23 protein-coding genes are annotated in these 18,661 nt (G+C 43.8%); 12 read left to right on the forward strand and 11 right to left on the reverse strand.

Features of this window, described 5'->3' with window-relative positions:
- The first annotated feature begins 4 nt into the window (after positions 1 to 4).
- Positions 5 to 1,003, forward strand: coding sequence for a phosphoribosylformylglycinamidine cyclo-ligase (gene purM / locus CP947_RS06095; RefSeq protein WP_096712346.1), 999 nt, complete (start codon positions 5 to 7; stop codon positions 1,001 to 1,003).
- Positions 1,000 to 1,290 carry a DUF1894 domain-containing protein gene (locus CP947_RS06100; RefSeq protein ID WP_096712347.1) on the forward strand — a complete coding sequence of 97 codons (291 nt, stop codon included), beginning with the start codon at positions 1,000 to 1,002 and terminating at the stop codon, positions 1,288 to 1,290. Before purM ends, CP947_RS06100 begins: the two co-directional genes overlap by 4 nt.
- Here the strand turns inward: CP947_RS06100 and CP947_RS06105 are convergent, their stop codons facing one another.
- From CP947_RS06105 to glnA, 4 genes are all read right to left on the reverse strand, one after another.
- Positions 1,291 to 1,854 carry a hypothetical protein gene (locus tag CP947_RS06105; protein WP_096712348.1) on the reverse strand — a complete coding sequence of 188 codons (564 nt, stop codon included), beginning with the start codon at positions 1,852 to 1,854 and terminating at the stop codon, positions 1,291 to 1,293.
- An 88-nt stretch (positions 1,855 to 1,942) separates the two neighbouring features.
- On the reverse strand, positions 1,943 to 2,695 hold the full coding sequence (locus CP947_RS06110; RefSeq protein ID WP_143745134.1) for a hypothetical protein: 753 nt from the start codon (positions 2,693 to 2,695) through the stop codon (positions 1,943 to 1,945).
- An 87-nt stretch (positions 2,696 to 2,782) separates the two neighbouring features.
- Positions 2,783 to 3,559: a PKD domain-containing protein gene (locus CP947_RS10925; protein WP_279387829.1), complete on the reverse strand. Its 777-nt coding sequence runs from the start codon at positions 3,557 to 3,559 to the stop codon at positions 2,783 to 2,785.
- Positions 3,560 to 3,603: 44 nt separating this feature from the next.
- On the reverse strand, positions 3,604 to 4,932 hold the full coding sequence (glnA, locus tag CP947_RS06120) for a type I glutamate--ammonia ligase (protein WP_096712350.1): 1,329 nt from the start codon (positions 4,930 to 4,932) through the stop codon (positions 3,604 to 3,606).
- Positions 4,933 to 5,041: 109 nt separating this feature from the next.
- Between glnA and CP947_RS06125 the strand changes: the two genes are divergently transcribed.
- Entirely contained in the window at positions 5,042 to 5,740 is a 699-nt protein-coding gene (locus CP947_RS06125; RefSeq protein WP_096712351.1) for a 4Fe-4S ferredoxin, read from the forward strand.
- 50 nt (positions 5,741 to 5,790) lie between these two features.
- A complete protein-coding gene (locus CP947_RS10530) occupies positions 5,791 to 5,928 on the forward strand; it encodes a hypothetical protein (protein WP_164909035.1) in 138 nt (45 codons plus the stop codon).
- A 16-nt stretch (positions 5,929 to 5,944) separates the two neighbouring features.
- Here the strand turns inward: CP947_RS10530 and CP947_RS06130 are convergent, their stop codons facing one another.
- Both CP947_RS06130 and CP947_RS06135 read right to left on the reverse strand, forming a co-directional pair.
- Positions 5,945 to 6,139, reverse strand: coding sequence for a helix-turn-helix transcriptional regulator (locus CP947_RS06130; protein ID WP_096712352.1), 195 nt, complete (start codon positions 6,137 to 6,139; stop codon positions 5,945 to 5,947).
- Positions 6,140 to 6,157: 18 nt separating this feature from the next.
- Positions 6,158 to 6,550 carry a DUF2178 domain-containing protein gene (locus tag CP947_RS06135; RefSeq protein ID WP_096712353.1) on the reverse strand — a complete coding sequence of 131 codons (393 nt, stop codon included), beginning with the start codon at positions 6,548 to 6,550 and terminating at the stop codon, positions 6,158 to 6,160.
- A 231-nt stretch (positions 6,551 to 6,781) separates the two neighbouring features.
- On the opposite strand from CP947_RS06135, the gene CP947_RS06140 reads away from it, so the two are divergent.
- The 4 genes from CP947_RS06140 to CP947_RS06155 all read left to right on the forward strand — a co-directional run bounded on the left by CP947_RS06140 (position 6,782) and on the right by CP947_RS06155 (position 10,972).
- Positions 6,782 to 8,191: an ammonium transporter gene (locus CP947_RS06140; protein ID WP_096712354.1), complete on the forward strand. Its 1,410-nt coding sequence runs from the start codon at positions 6,782 to 6,784 to the stop codon at positions 8,189 to 8,191.
- Positions 8,192 to 8,201: 10 nt separating this feature from the next.
- Positions 8,202 to 8,540, forward strand: coding sequence for a P-II family nitrogen regulator (locus tag CP947_RS06145; RefSeq protein ID WP_172425458.1), 339 nt, complete (start codon positions 8,202 to 8,204; stop codon positions 8,538 to 8,540).
- A gap of 237 nt (positions 8,541 to 8,777) precedes the next feature.
- Positions 8,778 to 9,152, forward strand: coding sequence for a hypothetical protein (locus CP947_RS06150; protein ID WP_253247329.1), 375 nt, complete (start codon positions 8,778 to 8,780; stop codon positions 9,150 to 9,152).
- A 227-nt stretch (positions 9,153 to 9,379) separates the two neighbouring features.
- Entirely contained in the window at positions 9,380 to 10,972 is a 1,593-nt protein-coding gene (locus CP947_RS06155) for a glutamate synthase-related protein (RefSeq protein ID WP_096712357.1), read from the forward strand.
- A gap of 71 nt (positions 10,973 to 11,043) precedes the next feature.
- Here the strand turns inward: CP947_RS06155 and CP947_RS06160 are convergent, their stop codons facing one another.
- Positions 11,044 to 11,781: an NAD(P)-binding domain-containing protein gene (locus CP947_RS06160; protein WP_096712358.1), complete on the reverse strand. Its 738-nt coding sequence runs from the start codon at positions 11,779 to 11,781 to the stop codon at positions 11,044 to 11,046.
- 279 nt (positions 11,782 to 12,060) lie between these two features.
- On the opposite strand from CP947_RS06160, the gene CP947_RS06165 reads away from it, so the two are divergent.
- Together CP947_RS06165 and CP947_RS06170 are read left to right on the forward strand one after the other, a co-directional pair.
- Entirely contained in the window at positions 12,061 to 12,312 is a 252-nt protein-coding gene (locus CP947_RS06165; RefSeq protein WP_096712359.1) for a DUF167 domain-containing protein, read from the forward strand.
- A gap of 69 nt (positions 12,313 to 12,381) precedes the next feature.
- Positions 12,382 to 12,747 (forward strand): DsrE/DsrF/DrsH-like family protein, encoded by a 366-nt coding sequence (locus CP947_RS06170; RefSeq protein ID WP_096712360.1) that lies wholly within the window; start codon positions 12,382 to 12,384, stop codon positions 12,745 to 12,747.
- A 6-nt stretch (positions 12,748 to 12,753) separates the two neighbouring features.
- Here CP947_RS06170 and CP947_RS06175 read toward each other — a convergent pair whose 3' ends face one another.
- Entirely contained in the window at positions 12,754 to 13,899 is a 1,146-nt protein-coding gene (locus CP947_RS06175; RefSeq protein ID WP_096712361.1) for a class II fructose-bisphosphate aldolase, read from the reverse strand.
- Between the two features lie 136 nt (positions 13,900 to 14,035).
- Here CP947_RS06175 and CP947_RS10535 point away from each other — a divergent pair, with 136 nt between their 5' ends.
- Entirely contained in the window at positions 14,036 to 14,203 is a 168-nt protein-coding gene (locus CP947_RS10535; RefSeq protein WP_164909033.1) for a hypothetical protein, read from the forward strand.
- A 218-nt stretch (positions 14,204 to 14,421) separates the two neighbouring features.
- On the opposite strand, the gene CP947_RS06180 is transcribed toward CP947_RS10535, so the two are convergent.
- From CP947_RS06180 to CP947_RS06190, 3 genes are all read right to left on the reverse strand, one after another.
- Positions 14,422 to 15,864 carry a hydantoinase/oxoprolinase family protein gene (locus CP947_RS06180; RefSeq protein WP_243641490.1) on the reverse strand — a complete coding sequence of 481 codons (1,443 nt, stop codon included), beginning with the start codon at positions 15,862 to 15,864 and terminating at the stop codon, positions 14,422 to 14,424.
- Positions 15,821 to 16,225 (reverse strand): hypothetical protein, encoded by a 405-nt coding sequence (locus CP947_RS06185; RefSeq protein WP_128754388.1) that lies wholly within the window; start codon positions 16,223 to 16,225, stop codon positions 15,821 to 15,823. The genes CP947_RS06180 and CP947_RS06185 overlap by 44 nt, the downstream gene beginning before the upstream one ends.
- Before the next feature lie 152 nt (positions 16,226 to 16,377).
- Positions 16,378 to 17,349: a hypothetical protein gene (locus tag CP947_RS06190; RefSeq protein WP_096712363.1), complete on the reverse strand. Its 972-nt coding sequence runs from the start codon at positions 17,347 to 17,349 to the stop codon at positions 16,378 to 16,380.
- 293 nt (positions 17,350 to 17,642) lie between these two features.
- Here CP947_RS06190 and CP947_RS06195 point away from each other — a divergent pair, with 293 nt between their 5' ends.
- Positions 17,643 to 18,452 carry an HAD family hydrolase gene (locus CP947_RS06195; RefSeq protein ID WP_096712364.1) on the forward strand — a complete coding sequence of 270 codons (810 nt, stop codon included), beginning with the start codon at positions 17,643 to 17,645 and terminating at the stop codon, positions 18,450 to 18,452.
- Positions 18,453 to 18,661 lie beyond the last annotated feature (209 nt).

Genomic DNA, 18,661 nt, shown 5'->3' on the forward strand with positions numbered 1-18,661 from the left:
TAAATTGGACAAAAAACTTACCTACGCTGATTCAGGAGTTGACATCCATCAGGAAGAATCCACCATAAGCAATCTCACAGGAGGTATGACATACAGCAGAGAAGGATTGGGAGCCCCGATTACAAGCATCGGGCATTACGCCGGCCTGATGGATTTCGGGGATTTCGCTCTGGCAATGGCCACCGATGGCGTGGGCTCCAAGGTGCTGATTGCAAATGAGATGAAAAAATGGGACACCGTGGGGATTGACTGTATTGCCATGAATGTCAATGACCTGATTGCCATTGGCGCCGAACCTGTCAGTTTTGTGGATTACCTGGCAATCGAGAAACATTCCGACGAATTCGCACGGCAGATCGGCGAAGGGCTTGCAAAAGGTGCCGAGATTTCCAGAATGTCCATTGTAGGCGGGGAGACCGCAACTCTTCCCGAGATAATCAAAGGATTTGACCTGGCAGGTACATGTCTGGGAATGGTGGACAAGGATGCCATCATTACCGGGGAGAAAGTAACAGAGGGTGACGTGCTTGTGGGTGTTCCCAGTAGCGGGGTCCACAGCAACGGCTATACCCTTGTCAGGAAGATCATTGGGAATTCCGATTATTCCTATCATGACCCCCTGCCCTATGATAGCTCCCGCACCATCGGCGAGGAACTGCTAACCCCCACACGGATATACATGGAAGTGCTCGATGCAATCCATAAGTGCGAGGTACACGGCCTGGCACACATTACCGGCAGCGGCCTGCTGAAGTTGCGCAGGGTAAGCGAACTGGGATTTGATTTCACAGACCCTATCGAGCCACCCGAGATCTTCCGTTTCCTCCAGAAAAAGGGCAATGTCGAGGAACTGGAGATGTACCGCACCTTCAATATGGGGATGGGCTTTCTGCTTATTGTCCCGCCACATGAGGCTAAAAACGTTGCAGAAATAGTCAACGGGAAAATTGTGGGCAGGATTACGGAAAAAGATATCCGTGTAAAAGACCTTATTATTGAATGATCAACATGGCATGTATCAGTGACCTTCCCTATGAGATCCTGCTAAAGGGCGCATCCGTCAAGAAAAGTGAGGAATTCATTCGTGAGAACTGTGACGAGGTCTACCACGTGCCGGGTGGCTATAGCCTGGCCGGAGTTATGCTTAAAGGCGGCAAGACCATACCCATAGGCGTCAAGGGCAATTCTATTTATTTCCAGTACGTCAAACCCTGCAAGGGACTGTTCGTCCTCAAACTGGATGATGCACAGGAAGAAATTGAAAAATTGAGGCAGGGAAATTACCAGTAATTACAATCTGGTATTCTTGCCCTGATCCACCGCACATCCCAGGAAATCCGCAGAAGGGAATTCATGGACAGTCGTGGCAATGATCAAACCCTCACCGAACTCTTTTTTCACCATCACAGCCCGGCCCTGCTCATCTTTAAGAATCACTTCCCCATCGGTCCGTGAAAAGTAACCATCGCATTCCACCGGCTCCTGCGGTTCTCCAATAATACAGGGCATAGAATCATCCACAACCTCCAGCGGGGATTGCATGTGCTCTTCCACATAGGACAGTTCAAAGGGCAGCCATTCATATTCATATTCCGGCATACAGGCCCCGAATACCACAAGCACACCGCCCCTTTTCACAAAATTGGCTATCTTGTCGCCTTTGTTCTCGATACCTTTCGCCACCTTCGTATAGGCCGGATTGGCAAAACCAGTGGGCACCATCAGACACTTTGACGCAGGCAAAAAAGGAGTGCCCAGCGAATTGCCGTCCACCCGCAGGCATTCATAACCGTGTTCCTTGAACAACTTTTCAAAAAGAATGGGAGTATCCCAGAGCAGCATTACATCGGTCATGGAAGTTTGATTTGTGGCGGGAGATTATAATTGTGGCGGGTGCAAAAATGTAACACAACTGATCTTAAATTTTTTACTTATCCTAGGATCAGAATGGATAATCCTCCGGGTCAGTAATATATTGGTCGATATTCTTGAAAGTAACCTCAGACCCCCCACTAGTTACTTCAAACCCATCACGTGCAATAACAATCCCTTTAAAGTGACTTCCTTTAAATATCACCTTGCCTTTGGGAGCAAAGAGCACTCCGCTGACTGGCCCACTGTTAAAGTTAGTAAGTGATATGTCTCCCTCAGAGGCAACGATAATAATATTTTCAGCACTCCAAACACCTTGAGGAGAATTTGAATAGCTATCTGCAAATATCTTGATGTTGTCTGCTAAATCTCCTCCAGAAACATATCCACTGTTGTTATACCATTCATCAGATTTTACATTAGGCATAGCATACTCTGGCATCACTGGTTCTGGAACTGAGTTTTGTTTTATACATTTGTCAAGAATTTGCTGATTATAATTGTCTGGATGATCAATTTCCCCGGTATAATAAATATATGAATCTTCAGAAAGAGAAGGTGTCCAATCTAATGTAAGATTACCATTCACATAGACATTTCCATGGATTTTAGCATCTTTCAATTCGAAATCCCCACTGACGTAAACATCACCATATATATCACGAGTGCCACTCCATAACTTTAAATCCCCTGTTATATTGATTGAACCAGGAATACTCTGGGAACCAAGCCCTGCACTACCACCATTAAAATCAACATCACCATCAACATATATATTCGAAACCCCAATTGAAGCCCCATCATTAATGTCACTCGATAACAAATCACCACCATTCAATACAATGGTTGCACCAGGACCATTGATTCTATTTCCTTTAAATTTCAGAAGGGTACCGTAAACAAAGACATTCTAATCCGTAATAAATTCTCCAAATTCAGGAGTTTGTTCTTCGGTTACATCTATATAATTCGTTTTTGTTATTGAGTCGTCAATTCCATCTTCATTAGTTACTGTTAATGTTACATCATATGTTCCTTGACTCACATAAGTATGTAAAGGATTCTGATTTGTTGAAGTGTTGCCATCACCAAAATTCCATAACCAGAATGCTGAATTCCCTGTTGAATTATCAATGAAGTTAACGGTAAGTGGTGCATTGCCACTAACAGGATTTGCAGTGAAATCAGCACTTAAGTCACCACCATCGCCGTCTCCATTACCACCAACTCCACTGTCCCCTATGGACCCATAGGCATCATAGATTACCAGACTGGAAGCGGTATGGACCAGTTTGGTAGGCACCCTGTCATCGGTGATGTCGTAATTGAACTGTGTAGAAGTATTAATCTCTATTACATCCCCCAGAGCCCATTCGTCCGAATCGTAATTGGCCCGGATCTGCTCTGAAGTCAGGGTTTCATAGGAACCATTGACATTGACCACAAGTTCAAGGTTTTCCACATCAACAGTTTCGCCTCCACTGTGGCGAAAATAGAGGGTGTCGGTATCCTTATCGACCCAGTGGTCGATGTCCACCCTGACGTTATCGGGTCCATCAAGAGAAGATAAAACAAAAGCAGCGACTGCCGCGATTGCAAGAACGATGATGCCGGTCAGCAGTATTTCACTGAACACCTCAATGACCGCATCATCTTTTCTGGAAAAATCCCGCAGCCGTTTTATCATGGTGTGGGTTATGATACCATGAATATATTAATCTATCTTATATATTATACCGCATTGAGATACCGATTGGTTTCCCAGTCATGAACCTGTAATTTGTAGGCATCCCACTCTGCATAGGCAATACGCAACAGGTTCTCATGCACATGTTCTCCCAATGCATCCCTGAGGAACTCGTCCTTTGCCAGATGGTTGGCCGCATCCAGGAGGGTTGGAGGCAGGGTATCGATGTTCCTGTCAGCAAGACCCTTGGGAGTGAGATCATAAATATTCACATCAGTGGTTTCTCCGGGATCGATCTCCTCTTTGATACCTTTCAAACCTGCAGCCAGGATAGCCGCAAAAGTCAGATAGGGATTACAGGACGGATCGGGACTCCTCAATTCCACACGGGTACTCTGGCCCCTGGCAGCAGGAATCCTGACAAGGGAACTGCGGTTTGGACCGGACCAGGTTATATACACCGGTGCTTCATAACCCGGCACTAGGCGTTTGTAGGAATTCACCAACGGATTGGAAATTGCAGTGATACCTTTAATGTGTTCCAGGACCCCACCGATGAAATGATAGGCGATTTTGTCCAATTCTTCCTCATCCTGCGGATCAAAGAAAGCATTCTTACCATCCTTGGAAAGGGACAGATTGACATGCATCCCAGAGCCGTTTTCAGAAGTGAGAGGTTTAGGCATAAAAGTTGCATGTAGTCCATTGAGTTTTGCTATAGTACGTGTAACGTATCGGAAGGTCACCACATTGTCAGCAGTCGAGAGAGCATCATCATATTTGAAATCGATCTCATGTTGTCCGAAGGCAACTTCGTGATGTGCCGCCTCTATATTGAAACCAAGATCAATCAAGCCGAGAACAATCTCCCTGCGTATATCCTCTGCAAGGTCTGCAGGAGCAAATTCAAAATAGCGTCCGAAATCGTGGGGTTTGGTGGTTGCCTTACCATTTTCAATCTGGAAGAGGAAAAATTCCAGTTCAGGACCCACATTGAAAGAAAATCCCAGATCATGGGCTTCCTTCAGGACTCTGCGCAGGACGTACCTGGGATCACCTTCAAAAGGGGAGCCGTCCGGTTTGCAGATATCACAGACCATACGGGCTACAACTCCTTTTCCCTGATCCCAGGGGAGCAGGGCAAAAGACCTCACATCCGGTCTTAGTACCATATCGGATTCGTCTATTCTCACAAATCCTTCGATTGATGAACCGTCAAAAGAAATACCTGTTTCAAGGGCTTTTTTAACCTGCGTGACAGGAATTTCCACATCTTTGACCACACCCTGGATATCAGTGAACTGTAGTCTGATGAATTTGACATTATTGTTCTCTATCTCGTTGTATACGTCTTCCTTGCTCTTAATGTTCATTAAATCGCCTTAATAGCTTTGTACGAACTATATGAATGTGTTTTTTAGGAATTGTATTATATATCATGTTTTTGGTTTGAGAGATTATACAGGAGAGATTGGGATAATTTTGGAGAAAATCGTAGAGGATTTTATTCTGGACCCGGAAATAAACCATGTATCTAAAGAAGAGGCCGCAGATGAATCGGTAGTAGGACTGAAATTATTTGATAAACCCATTATTGGATATGCCAGTGCAAACGATGAGTTATATGAAAAATTCAAAATCGACGAGAAGATAACACACGGTCGTTTTATTCCACCTCAAGAGTGGATGGAAGATGCTAAGACTGTCATATCGATTTTTTTGCCATATTCAAAGCAGGTAAAAGCAGGCAATCGTCGAAATATGAGGGAGCCGTCAAAAGAATGGCTTCATGTTAGGCGTGAAGGTAAAAAGGCTATCGACAAACTTTCCCTGTACATAAAAGAAATTCTTACCCAGAAGGGATATTTGTGCGTTGCGCCTGGTATTGAGGATTGTTTTGAAGAGATAATAGACATCTGGCTTGATATCAATAGATCCCTTGATAACAGTGACTTTGGAAGTAATTGGTCACAAAGACACGTAGCTTATGTTGCTGGATTGGGCACCTTTGGTTTATCGAAAACTCTGATTACTAAGAAAGGAGTAGCAGGGACTTTTACAAGCCTTATCACGAACATGGAACATGAGCCTACAAAAAGGGACTATCAGGGAATTTATGATTATTGTTCCATGTGCGGAGCCTGTATCTCTAATTGCCCCCCCAAAAGCGATCACTTTTGAAGGAAAGACTATACACGTTGCTCTAAATTATAGATAATATCGCTAAAAATATGGACCCGGATATGGATGTGACAAATGTCAGGTTAAAGTTCCATGTGAAAATGGCATACCAAAAAGAAAAAATCAGTGACATGGGAATTAATGGAATGTTAAGTAATATGGAAAAACCTGAAAAATGTAAATGTTAAGAGATTGATATTAACATCATTCTTCGTAAAGAAAGATATCTTCAATTGAACATTCGAAGAATCGTGCCATCTTGAACGCCAGTTTTATGCTTGGATCGTATTTGCCTCGTTCTATGGCATTGATGGTTTGCCTTGTCACCTCCATTTCCCTGGCAAGGTGTTCCTGAGTAATATCCTTCTTTGCTCTCCAGACCTTTAGGGTATTTTTCATTCAACATCCATCCTAAAATTACATTTGTCTTTTATACCAATAGTAAAATCCCGCATAGGATAGCATTGTTATAGCAAACAACAGGGACACAACAGGATAGGCCTGGATATCGAATGCTGTAACCCCCAGCAATGCCATCAGTATACCTTCGAGGATAATGAGTATGACCAGGGTTTTATGGCTGGTTTTCTCAGCAATATGAAGAATTCTTTCATCTTCAACTACGTTTCCCTTGTTTTTGAGGCGAATTTCACGAAGAGTGACCAGGAATAATGCAACTCCCGCACCTATGAAAGCCCCACCTGCCCCGCTCGGATTTATGATCCGGTCCGGCTCAAAAATGTGAATACCTGAACCTATCAGGAACAATATGAATCCAACAATTAACATATCTGTTTCTTTGACTTGCATATAACTCGCTATGTGAAGTATACATTACATTTTGTACATATAACTTTTCATAAAGGCATGTTATTGCTACATATTGTCATGTATATTTTGAGCGAAATGTGAACCGTTCATGATCAAATTGAACACATTACTCGATCGACCATATTAGGCAACCCTTTTACTAGTAAAACTTATATAATATGAAGTCTACAGTCAGTTACCGGTTTCCTAATAGAGAGGTGAATGAGAAGTATGTTAAAAAATATGGAAAAGTTTGGAAAATTAATGATACTAACCTGTGTGATACTTATTGCATTGTCATCACCAGGAGCAGCTGTTACGGCAGAAGAAAATGCGCAGGCAATCAATGACGTGCAGACAGCACTTACTTTTGTCTGGCTACTGGTAGCAAGTGCCCTTGTATTCTTCATGCATACCGGGTTCTCATTGGTAGAAATCGGACTTACCAGAAGTAAGAACACGGCAAACATCCTCATGAAAAACTTCATGACCATTACCCTCGGCATTTTGGTCTACTGGGCTGTGGGTTGGGGAGTTATGTACGGTGCTGATGCCGCAGGCCTGATAGGGACTGACCAGTTCCTCCTTATGGGGGTCGATAATGCGACTTTCAACGGCTGGTTCTTCCAGATGGTCTTTGCAGCGACCGGAGCAACGATTGTATCAGGAGCAATGGCTGAGAGGACCGGTTTTAAGGCTTATCTGGTCTATTGTATTCTGATGGTCGCCATTATATACCCCGTATACGGACACTGGGTCTGGAGCGGAGCTGATGCAGCACTCCTGACCGGGGCTGAAAGCCCGATCGTAAAGGCTATCGGGGTTGCACACCACGACTTTGCCGGATCAGGGGTAGTACACTCCATTGGCGGATACGCTGCTCTGGCTGGAGTGCTCCTTGTCGGAGCAAGGATTGGCAAGTTCAGGAACGGAAAACCCCTTGCTATTCCGGGTCACAACCTGACCTACGCTTTCATGGGGACTTTGATCCTTGCCCTTGGCTGGATAGGATTCAACGGAGGAAGTACACTTGACGGAAACGACCCTTACATGAATCTCGTTGTTGTCAACACCTTCCTTTCAGCCGCCGCCGGAGCGGTCATGGTAATGTTGATCACCTGGATGAAAACCGGAAAGCCTGACCCGTCCCTTACCGCAAACGGACTTCTGGGAGGGCTTGTTGCAATTACCGCTCCCTGTGGATCTGTCTCCAACGGAGCATCTATCGTGATCGGAATTATTGCAGGAATTATTATCTACGCAGGGGTCATGTTCAACGAAAATGTCCTCAAAGTAGACGACCCTGTAGGTGCCATCGCAGTGCACGGGTACTGCGGAAGCTGGGGCCTGCTCTCAGTAGGACTCTTCTCAATAGGGATAGGAAACGGGATCCTTGCAGATGCAGCCTATGCAGCTGAAGTTCCGGGATTGCTCTACGGAGGCGGTGTCGGGTTACTTGCAATCCAGGCAACAGGAGTAATCCTGAGCATCGTATGGGGCCTGGGGGTATCATATGTAATCTTCAAGATAATTGACTTGGTTATCGGACTGCGGGTTCCTGAAGAGATAGAAATCATGGGCCTGGATATCGCCGAACACGACATTAGGGCATACCCTGAACACCAGTTAATAGAGGACTGAGGTGATTGGAATGTACAAGGTAGAAGCAATCATAAAACCCACTAAATTACATGAAGTAAAAGATTCTCTTGAGGAAGCAGGATTTGCAAGCCTCACTGTGACCGAGGTTAAAGGAAGAGGGCAGCAAAAAGGGATGGTGCAGCAGTGGAGAGGAAGGAAATACTGTGTAGACCTCCTTCCCAAGACCAAAATAGAGATCGTGCTGTCTGAAGATGAAATCGATGAAGTTGTCGAGCTTATCCGGAAAACAGCTTCCACCGGAGAAATCGGGGACGGAAAAATCTTCATATACCCGGTAAAATCCGTGGTCAGGATCCGTACCGGGGAAAAAGACGGGGATGCACTCTGAAGGCATCCCTTTCTCATTTTTCTTTTTTTGAAGTTCCAAAGAGGCTAAAAAATAAGAAAACAGATCATATCAGTTGAACTGTACCAGAATATGTAAGACGAGTTAGAATATTTTAGAGATTCTAACATTTATTTGAAACAACTCCACTATTAGTAGGTATCCATAATGTCAGAATCCGAATTATTATCAAAACTCAACCCCAAAAATGTACACTTCGAGGTCCCTCGGGGATATGGCATGTCCGTTATCAAACTCTATTTTTGGGTAGGACTCGTATCCGCAATTCTCCTCAGGGTTATAATAATAGCCGACCACTACAGCGCATTCTATGCAAAAGTGATCTGGTATCTCGGAGTTGCAGGATACCTTTGGTTTTTCATGCACAGATACCATATAGCAAAGCGCAGGTTCAGTGTAATCAATGACCTTGAACTGCTAAAAAAGGTCCAAAACCAGCAAAATCTCTCGGAAAAAGATATTGAAGGGCTTAATTATCTGCTCTGGAGCCTCTCGGTTTCCAAAGAAAGTTCAAACTATCTGATTATCTCGGTATTTTCCGTGCTTGCAATCGTTTTATCTCTTGTCCTGGACCTGGGCATCCTACATATTTAAATGCTACCTGCAGGGTCCCTATTACTTTTTTATAAATTGTTATTTCTACAGAGCCCAAAAGACATTTTCCGAGTTGGTGTTTTGATCAGGAAATAGGTTATTTGACTACAACGTAGGGTACTTTATGGCAAGCTCTGACCCTGAGCAAACTATAAATAGAACCGATACGGTAAACGATTAGTTATTAGTGACAAAAGTCACATTCATACATTAAGGAGTAATTAAAGATGGGCAATCTTAGACAACCAAATGCAAATGAAGCAACAAGGACTTTCAACAGGTCCAAAAGTGTTTCCCCGATGTCCGGAATCTGCACACGCTGTGTAGATGGATGCCGTGGTAACTGTGAAATATTCAAATCATCATTCAGGGGACGTGAAGTCCTTTATCCAGGGCCTTTCGGAGAAATAACTGCCGGTGCAGACAAGGAATATCCTGTAGACTATTCTCACCTTAACATACAGGGATATGCAGTGGGTGCAGTTGGTCTCCCTGAGGGAATGGAAGCCAGCCCCGAAACCGCAAGGTTCCCCAACGTAGACACCGAAACCGAATACGGATGGAACAAAAAAGTAAAAATGAGGCTGCCCGCATTCACCGGTGCCCTCGGTTCCACCGACATCGCAAGGAAAAACTGGAACGAGTTCGCCGTTGGTGCAGCAATCACCGGAATCACCCTTGTATGTGGTGAAAACGTGTGCGGAATCGACCCGGAACTCAAACGTGACAACAACGGTCTGGTCACCGAGTCACCGGAAATGGACAGAAGGATCGCAGCCTACAACAAGTTCCACGAAGGCTACGGTGAAATGCTTGTCCAGATGAACGTAGAAGACACCAAACTCGGTGTTGCAGAATACATCTCCAGCAAACACGAAATGGACACCCTTGAACTCAAATGGGGACAGGGAGCCAAATGTATCGGTGGAGAAATAAAGGTCCGTGACCTTGACCGTGCACTTGAACTCAAAAGACGTGGCTACATCGTAACCCCTGACCCCGAAAATGCAGCCGTCCAGGAAGCTTACAAGGTCGGTGCAATCAGAGAATTCGAACGCCACTCAAGACTTGGTTTTGTTGACAAGGAAGGCTTCCTCGAAGAAGTTGACCGTCTCAGATCCATCGGCTATGACCGTATCACCTTAAAGACCGGTGCCTACTCCATGGTTGAAGCCGCAATGGCACTCAAATACTCTTCCGAAGCAAAGATCGACCTGCTCACCTTCGATGGTGCACCAGGTGGTACAGGTATGAGCCCCTGGCCAATGATGGAAGAATGGGGTATCCCAACGTTCTATCTCCAGTCCCTTGTATATGAGTTCGCAGAAAAACTCAACAACAAAGGCGAAAGAGTACCCGACCTTGCAATGGCCGGTGGATTCTCCAGTGAAGATGGTATCTACAAAGCACTTGCAATGGGTTCCCCATACTTCAAGGCAGTATGCATGGGCCGTGGTCTCATGATACCAGGAATGGTCGGTAAGAACATCGGCAAATGGCTCGATGAAGATAACCTGCCAAAAACCGTCTCCGAATTCGGCCACCGTCCAGAGGAAATCTTTGTCCACTACGAAGACCTGGAAGAACGCTATGGTGAAGATGTCAAGGACATCCCACTCGGTGCAATGGGTATCTACTCCTACGGAGAAAAACTCAAAGTCGGTCTGCAGCAGCTCATGGCCGGTTCACGTAGATTTAACATCAACACGCTGTCCCGCAAAGACGTAATGGCTCTTACAGAAGAAGCCGCAGAAGTCTCAGGCATCGATTATGTCATGAATGCCTACAGAGACGTAGCAGAACAGATTCTGGACGAATAAGGGTAAATACCCTTATTTTACTTCCTTTTTTAAAAAAATATATAAGAGAGCAGCTTTGCATGCTGCCAGCTTTAAATGAACTTTACTCCCACATCATCCATATTGTTCCTGGCTGCTATGTTTATCAGCAGAGGAGTGAGAGATTCGATCATGGAAGAAGCCTCAAGAGGGCCTGCATCCAATGATCTCAAATTTGGTATATCATCTGTGAGTTTGCAGATAACTTCTTTTGAAGCCATATCATTCCCACAGATAGCAATATCATAATCCAGCTCAAGAGAGAGGTCTTCAAGATGTTTGGCAGGAACATTGTGAAAACCCGATACCAGTCGAATGTCTTGGGGGAGGAGTTGTGCAATTTCCTCGGCGGCACTGCCACCGGCAGGTTGTGTATAGCAGAAATATTCCGCATTGTATGCAGAATCCCGTACATCGACTTCCATATGTTTTGCATCTGGAACGATACAGCAGCTGTCCTTTTCCATAGGAACAACCACAGAAACCACAATCTGGTCATGAAGCACGGGAGTAATAGTTTCAATAACTGATGAAACATGACGATACTTTATTGCAAGCAATACGACATCGGCCATTTGCGCAGCTGTTTTATTATCTAAACCTTCAAAGGAGCCTTTCTTTCCAAGACCTTCCAGCATACGCCTGTACTCTTTTGCAGCTGAAGACGCTCTTTCTGCATTTCTTGAGCCAATGATGATATCGTGCTTCTGGCTCCATCGCAGAGCAAATCCTTTGCCGATATGTCCCGTGCCGCCCAGTATCGCTATTTTCATGAACCTTTCATCTCTCATAATAACGTTTATACCTATTGGTTGTCAGACGTCAGATATATAACGGAGAATCCCGGTACTCCTATTTGCGTATTGTAAGGTCCTTGCACAAGAATATGGCACAAGCCATTCGATGAGTGTACAGACAACCTCAGTACGCTACAAAAAGGAGACGGTGTGACATTACGCCTGTCACGAGGGTAACCGGGATGGACAGCGGATATTCCATAGGATGATATCCTGGAGTTAGTGCGTCGGGTTACAGCATCGCTCTCCACAAAATATAGTTGATGGAATAATATGCCTATCCGGGATGCCATACATACAAAGGGGAATGGTTGTATAATTGATTTTGAAATAAATCCCGGCTCCAGCAAACTGGTAGTTCCTTCTGGTTATAATATCTGGCGCAAAAGGGTAGAGGGCAAATTAACCGAACCCGCACAAAAGGGAAGAGCCAACGACCAGCTTATACAAGAGCTCAGTCATATATTTAAAATAAAAAGCTCCTCCATAACCATTGTATCCGGTGCAAAAACTACCAAAAAGTAGGTATATCTTGAAAATGTGGGCCCAAAAGCAGCAGAAGATGTTCTGGAGCAATACCTGTGAGAAAATAATATGCACAAAGTTACAAATGTCCTGATCCTGCTAAAAAGCATGATTTACGAAAGTACCGGTCCACTGGAGACCCTTAGATTTGCAAAGCACTACAGTGAACAGGGCCTGAATGTAAATATAGTCCTCTTTGGTCCCATGGGAGTAATGCTTGCCAAGAAGAATAAAGCAGGAGCACTGGAATACGACCAGAAAATCGATGAATGTATGAATCTGGGTGTGAACTTTATGTGTTGCAAACTTGGTTCTTCACTTGTAGGGCTCAAATATGAAGAAATGATACCGGGCATCGAGATGGTCGAACCTGAAGCTATTGCTGATACCATTCTGGAATTTAGCCAGAAACAACAACTTATTATTACGCTTTAAAAAAGATTACAGGGATTTGATATAATCCCTGACCTGCTGGGCAGTACCTACAGCCTTGAAGGCCCCGAGGAACATGAGGGTCTCAGCATAGACCTTTGCATCAATGACACGCCTTGTGTTCTCATCAACAGCATCTATGCGGTCAAAGAACTGCTTTACTGCATATTTGCTGAATTTGCCGAATATCTCATTATCACCCTTTTCGGGAGCTTTACTGCGGAAATTCTCAATAGTCCATTTCCGGATGTCACTGAAAAGCTCAGGTTCATATATCCTGAACACTTCCCATACAATATTCTGGAAAAATGTGGCAACATTGCCCTTCAGTATATCCCCGTGAGGGAAATGCTCGTAAATGAGTTCCCTGGGAGTACCGGTAATCCCGTGCTGGGCAATCCTGACACTAAAGCCATTCTCTTTCAGGGCATCAGCAACCGCAATGGTCTGCTCTATATCAACTGAAACCTGCTGGATAAGATTTCCATTTGTGTCATAGGTGTTCCCATGGGCACTACCGTTTGCGATTGCGATCACATGTGGATATACACCGTTTTCATTAAGCGCTTTGATGAAGGTTACGGCTTCTTCAGGTTTGGTAAGTACCCTGCCGTTTTCATCCTCTCGGCCTATTTCACCAACCTCAACTTCAAGCCCGTACTTACGACCATCCATTTTATCCTGGATATGATGGGCAATCTCTGTAGTTGCATCAATATTCCGGGAGAGTTCTTCCCGGAGATTGCCACCCTGGAAATTGAAAAGATGGGAAGCATCGATTGCAAAAGAGGTATATCCCGCATCAATCTGCCCACTTACAAGTTGCCTTGTGGATTCAATATCCTCAGGAGTACCTTTTTTGATTCCAATATGATCTGCATGCAGAGACCATACATCCAGACCAACTTCATTGGCGGTTTTTTTGCATCTTTTTGAAAATTCAGCCGGGGTCATACCTGAATAACCACCGTCCAGATCGGATTCAGAACGGGCGAGTTCTACTATCAGGGGAGCATCTGCATCTTTGGCTGCCTTCATAATCCCACGCATAACAAGAGAGATACGCGGATTTGCAGCGAGTATTATGGTATCTTTATCCAGCAAACTGTTAAATAAATAGGAACTTGGCAACGGTTCATATTTGGATTCACTCATATCTTTTAAACCTCATTCTGTTTTATGGTACCTACATGTACCTTGCAATTCATAATGATTTCTGTCCGGGAATACACACCATAAGGAATAAATAGAAAAACTAGAATTTCTCACAAAAAACGACAGGAGGAGAAAGATGGAAGAATTGCTTAAACTCAAGGACAAACTTGAAAAAATGACGTCTGCCGAACTCTATGAATATGTAAAGGAGAACTATCCGGAAAAACCCGATGCGGGTCTGGGAAAGAAAAAACTGGTAATCCGCAGGATCTTGAATCTGGAAAGAGAAAAAATGAACAAGTGAGAGTGAACCTCTCAGAAACCAGCGAGCATAGGCTGGATCACCAGTTTATATATTACAAATCCCAAAAGGAAGATAACGATCAAAACAAGAATTGCGACCAAAAAGCATTCCCTGTTCAATTTCTTATTTCTATCTTTGCAAAAATGCATAGATATACCCCCGAGAAAAGGGTAGTATCCAATAGTATATCAACCTTCTGAAGGAAAAAAGAGGCCTTTTCAGGCCTCTTCATCTATCAGGCGGGTACCAACTCCCATAATCCTGATTTTGGTTTCCATTGGGAAATCCCAACCTTGTGGCACAATCTCATCCTTCTTGACGTCAATTTCCACATGATCCGGGTCCAATCCGGCGTCTTCCATGTATTGCATGACCATGGATTGTCCTGTTTCCCTGGCGTATTTTATAGCATCTTTATACTCATAGAAACTCTGTCGCCCTTTTTCGGAAAATACATAGTATTCCCAATCAGGGGCTGCCATGGAAGCAGGCCTGATAAGGAAATCAACCCTTCTTACACCTTTGGCTGCAAGGGCACCTGTGGCATTACCGACATCTGAATATTTTGGCACAATAATCTCGGCATCAATAATACTTCCAAGTATGTCCTTATAAGCAACCACGGGTCCACCGATAAGAACAACCGGGATATCAACCTTAAACTTTGTAGGACAATCTATATCGAATATTTTACGAATCTCTTCTCCTGGAATGCCTTCCAGGAAAAAGGAAATCAGGTCTGAGGCCATATTCTTGGCAAAGGTTTCCTTGACATATTTGGCAAATTCATTCCCGGTCCTTTTACACAGGGAACCCAGATATCCAGCACCTACCTCAGCTGCCTCCACATTGCGGACGGTGTAATCTCCCAGTACATGCAAAGCGTCCGTGGGTGTAAAACCAATACACTGCACAAGCCTTTTCTGAATAAGGCTATCCAGAACCCTGGTTGAGGGATACCTGCCCATGCGGCTGCGTAACTCCCTCAGCGAAGTGGGGCTGCTTGAAATGGAATCAAGCAATTCCTGCTCCAGGTCATTAAGGCCCATAGCTTCATATTCGGTACGTGTAAAGAAAGTTGTGGGCTGGAAATTCATGCCGATCAAAGTTTTGGATGGCATGGGATTGATCTTGAGAAGTTCCAGGAAATCGGGATAGAGATCCGCTGCTCTGCAGAGGGGAATTACACGTCGCGGTCCGATATTCAACTTACCATCCTTTATCCAAATGTGACTGTCACCACCCATTGCAGATGTTTCCATCTTGATGGCTTTGACACGGGTCTTCCATCCCCCGACAACTGCCCCCATCTCACTCATTTCAGGAACGCCGTCTTTTATAACGGAAATATCGGTACTTGTACCTCCCACATCAATAACAGCACATGAATCATTTCCTGTCAAAAAGGAAGCTCCTACAAGGCTTCCCGCGGGTCCCGAGAAAATAGATTCAATCGGCTTTTCCAGTGCACTCTTGATACCAATTACAGAACCGTCACATTTGAGCATGAATATCTTTGGACTGATTCCCCTGGAAGTTACATCCTTTTCCACAGTGGACATGAATCTTTCTGTAATGGGCAACAGCTGAGCATTGAAAAAAGCAGTCGTTGCTCTCTCAAAGGCACCCAGGTCCTGAGAAAGCTCGTGTGCACATACCACTGAAAATTACCAGTACCCACACGATACTTAAACCGATTGCAACGAGAAGATACCCTGTCTTCCTTTCTGAAGCCAGGAAGCCGGCGCCTCCTCCCAATACATCCAGAGCCCCGATATAAGCGATCACTTTAAGGATATAACTCAAACTGTAAGTTTGAGGGTGAGTACTTATTCCTGAAAGATGCCCGTAAATCATAAGGCTGGTTATTGGTACCACTCCTACTACAATCCCTCCCACCTTCTCTTTTGTGACCCATCCATAAATAATCGGTATAACAGGCAAAAGAAAAACCATTTCACCAAGTGCTATTTTATTGCCTGTTGTTTCTTCAAGTGCGTGCTCGAATGCATCGATGTTCATAAAAAATATGACTATCAATACTGATAAAATTATTGAATATATTAATGTAGTATTCTGAATATATTTTGTATATTTCTGTAAATCCATATAATTTCCTCAAAAATAAGAAGGTGATCAAATCACCTTCTATTTATAGCGCAGCCTTTACAGTTTTAACTTCCGACCTTAAATATACAGGTCGCTTCTCCGTCACAGAATGGTTCCTGATTTGGAGTTCCTTCTTCATTGTCGAGTTCCTCATAATCATAAAGTACCCACCAGTTAGAAACATCATTATCAAAGAAACCAGCAACCAGGTCTTCAGCAGTTTCAAATTCAATCACTTCATGGAGTGGCAGGCTGTCACGATGTGCATTTCCAACAATATCTTGAGTGGAAAGATCAAATAATCTAACATGATAGCGCTCAGTAAGCAAACCTGTTTTATCGTCTGCCACACCTTCGTCTAAAACCCAATCATATTGCGGATCAGATACATACTGGTTATGCTCATATGGATAAGCTACGCTAACCCAACCTTCATCCAATATTTTTCCCTTTATTGTGTTCATATTGGTTCCTTCCCATGCCAGATTAATCGGATCAGCTCTGGTATATACACCGTAGTATTCAGACCACGTGTATTGCGGGTATTCATACCCTATGTCCCACCATTCAAATGGGTCAGTTTCCGTAGTCATTACCACTGTTTTTTCAGTTACAGTGATTCTTTGGTTCCCTTCGGTAAGAGCAAAAGTTTCACCATTTAATGACAGCGCTTTTTCGGCATTTTCAGGAACTTTAAGTTTTTCCATCTTTTCGAACTTATTGATTCCTAGATTCTTTTTCAGTTCTCTGCCGGTGTAGGTCTCTTTGATTTCAATCAATCCGTCTTTGTACGTGTATGTCTTGGTTGAAGTGACATTCAAAGTATGGTTCTGCATCCATTGTTCAGTCTGTTCTTTCATCCAAAGTTTAGTTTCTTCATCCTTTTGGGTTTCCATTATCCATTGTTTTAGTTCTTTTGGCATCTGTACTTTGTCAGATGTGCTTGAATCTGCACACACAGCTGGTACAAAAACCAAGTTTAACAGCAATATTGCTGCAAGCATTGCACCTATGCCAAATTTAACACTTGTTTTCATCGATTTACCTCTTTGATTTTACTCCAGAGGCAAAGCTATGTTTATATAATGTAAAGAGCAAACTAGCTCTGCCTCTGGGCCGATGTGGGGTTCTGGTTGGTTAACATTCATTGGAACTCCACATTGTAAATATATAATATCTGCATGATACTTATTGTTTGTGCAGGTATAATTTCATCACATGCATTTATATTAATCATTTAGATTAATCCAGTCTCTTTAATCCTATAAGTCACACAACTATTAGGCAATCGGACGAAAAATATTAATCGGCTTCTCTCGCTTTATCCAGTATGGAAAACAAACTGGCAGTGGTCTTTGACAGTGCGGGAACATTGTTGCATATGTACCGGGTTGCCAGGGACATTTCCGATGGAGCAATGCTGGAAGATATAGAAAGCACGATGCTGGTGGCAGGTCGCAAAGGCAGGGCACTCGTAGTGCTTCATGCCGACATGGAAATGATACTGGAGGCCCAACCCCACCGGTTAATTTCGGATTTCATGGAAAAAGAACACGTAGAGCTGGATGTGAGTTGTTCCAATGGAGAGGTATCCCCTTCGGAAATCTCAAAAATCGTCCAGCAAAGCGATTTGGTGCTCGGGGATGTCCAGGAAGTATTTTGCAGGGTAAAGACTCGTTGTCCCAATATATTTTACCTGGCGTGTGGGTTTATAGTAGATGTTGTTGAGCAGTCAGTAACCTATGTGGTTAGTACCGGAGGGCGCCTTTATCCTGAAAGCAAGGATACTTTGCAAGCTCTTCATCAGAGGGGAGCGGGTCTTTATATTGCCTCAGGAGATAGCATGAAAAACCTGAGCAGGCTCTCCCGCTGCATAGGTGTTCCTATTGACGGGGTTTTTGATATCGCTTCTACTTTTGACAAGGAAAGGATAGTTAAGGATCTCAAAAAACAATACGATAAAGTCATTATGGTGGGCGACGGGATGAATGATATGCTGGCATTAAGGTCCGCTGATATAGGAATTCTTACAGTTCAGCAGGGTGACTCCCGCCCTTCAAGATTGCAGGAATCTGCTGATGTAGTGGTGGGCAATATTTCCGAGGTTGTCAGATTTGCAGATGAGGCAATTTCATCTTAACGCTACCGGAAGCAGTTTTTCAGAAGTTAACAGCGATATAATTATGCGTTACGTTTATGTAGTGTTCAATGCAATCCAGATATAAAATACCAGATTTAAATTTTTGGTTATGTTGGGCCTGCTCACAGGTTTATGGTTTTGTGCATACCGTGCAAAAAGTTAAGTACATATACGACTGTATAATCTCAAAACAGGTCTGATAATATCCA

Origin of the sequence: Methanohalophilus euhalobius, assembly GCF_900215215.1 — an archaeon.
Taxonomy (GTDB): domain Archaea; phylum Halobacteriota; class Methanosarcinia; order Methanosarcinales; family Methanosarcinaceae; genus Methanohalophilus; species Methanohalophilus euhalobius.